This window comes from Trinickia mobilis (assembly GCF_017315705.1).
GTDB classification, from domain to species: Bacteria; Pseudomonadota; Gammaproteobacteria; order Burkholderiales; family Burkholderiaceae; genus Trinickia_A; species Trinickia_A mobilis.
This window is the reverse complement of sequence record NZ_JAFLRF010000114.1, coordinates 1-1,459: the sequence shown is the minus strand read 5'-3', so window position 1 is coordinate 1,459 and position 1,459 is coordinate 1. Positions and strand designations below refer to the sequence as shown.

At 63.4% G+C, this 1,459-nt stretch carries 1 protein-coding gene; it reads right to left on the bottom strand.

What is annotated here, in order from left to right; translation table 11 throughout:
* Positions 1-23: 23 nt before the first annotated feature.
* A complete protein-coding gene (locus J3489_RS37175; RefSeq protein ID WP_207005767.1) occupies positions 24-1,229 on the bottom strand; it encodes an IS110 family RNA-guided transposase in 1,206 nt (401 codons plus the stop codon).
* Positions 1,230-1,459: the final 230 nt, after the last annotated feature.

Genomic DNA, 1,459 nt, shown 5'->3' with positions numbered 1-1,459 from the left:
GGGGGGTGCCCCTATGTGATTCGTCAAGCATTAGGGGCGGATTTCGGTTGATAGAAGGTGCCGTCGCGCAGCATGGCGAACAGGACGTCGCAACGCCGTCTTGCGAGCGCGATGAGAGCTTGATTGTGGCGCTTGCCCTGCTGGATTTTGCGAGCGTAATAGTCCTTGGAGATCGGGTCTCGCAAGGCGGCAAACGCGGACAGGAACAGCGCTCTCTTGAGCACCTTGTTGCCGCGTCTGGACGGGTGTTCGCCACGGATAGACGAGCCCGAGCGTCGGGTGACCGGAGCGAGGCCGGCGTAGGCAGCAAGATGCGCGGCCGAAGCGAAGGCTTTGTGCGCGACTTCGGTAAGGAGCCTGGCGGCGGTCCTGACGCCGACTCCCGGCATGCTAGTCAGGACCGGCCAAAGAGGGTGTGCAAGCACCAGGCGTTCGACTTCGCCGGCAACTTCGTCGCGTTGCTTCCGCAAGGCGGCGAGCTGTTGGGCCAAGCGCGGCATAACGATGGTCGCAGCCTGTGTGCCGGGCACGACTACCGCTTGCTCGCTGAGTGCTTGAACGATCTCGGTAGCGAGGCTCTTGCCCATGCGCGGGGCGAGCTTGGTCAGGCGGTTGGCAAGCGTCTTCTCGCTGGTCGCGGCAAGCGCGGCGGGTGACGGATATCGCTCAAGCAGGTCGAGCACCGCCGGATGGTCCAGTCGCGGTCCCAGAACCCGTTCCAGTGCGGGATGGATCTGGGTGAGCAGGCCGCGAATGCGGTTGCTGGTTTGTGTGATTTGTGCGGCGAGATCGTCATCGAAGCCGCACAACATCGTGAGCTCGGCGAGCGGCTCATCAGCCAGTCGCAGCGAGCGCAAGGTGTGAGGCATTGACCGGGCGGCCTCGGCAATGATCGCTGCGTCACGGGCGTCAGTCTTGGCTTCGCCAGCGTGCAGATCGGCGATGCGGCGCATGGCCAGCCCTGGCAAATAGGCGACTAGGATGCCTTCGTCGCGGGCGACTGCCACGGGCAGCGCACCGATGGTAGCGGGCTGATCGACGACGAACAGGAGTCGGCCGTGCCCTTTGAGTTCGTTGATGAGGGCGCGCAGTTTGGCCTCATCGTTGGGCAGCGCTTTGTTGTACAGGCGCTTTCCGGTCCGATCGAGCGCGACGGCGTGATGCTGGCCTTTGCCGACATCGACGCCAACGAAGACGTCGACGGAGTCATGTTGTTGGTTTTCTTGCATCGGAATGTGTGCGGAGTGAACGAATTGGCCTGCAACCTCGGTGGCGAGTCTCGGCATCCACGTTACGGACGGCCTCAAGAAAGTCTTGGCCGAGCCCCTATTAGCGATCACCAGCCACCCACCAGGCCCGGTGACAACACCCCCCGGATCATGGGCGACTGGGGGCGGGAATCATGCCGGGCCTGGCTGGCCAAAGCCCCGATTATCGGGGCATGAAGATAGTAACGGGG

Bases quoted from the DNA above. Each gene is read 5' to 3' on its own strand.
- J3489_RS37175 (WP_207005767.1), bottom strand. From the start codon at position 1,229: ATGCAAGAAAACCAACAACATGACTCCGTCGACGTCTTCGTTGGCGTC.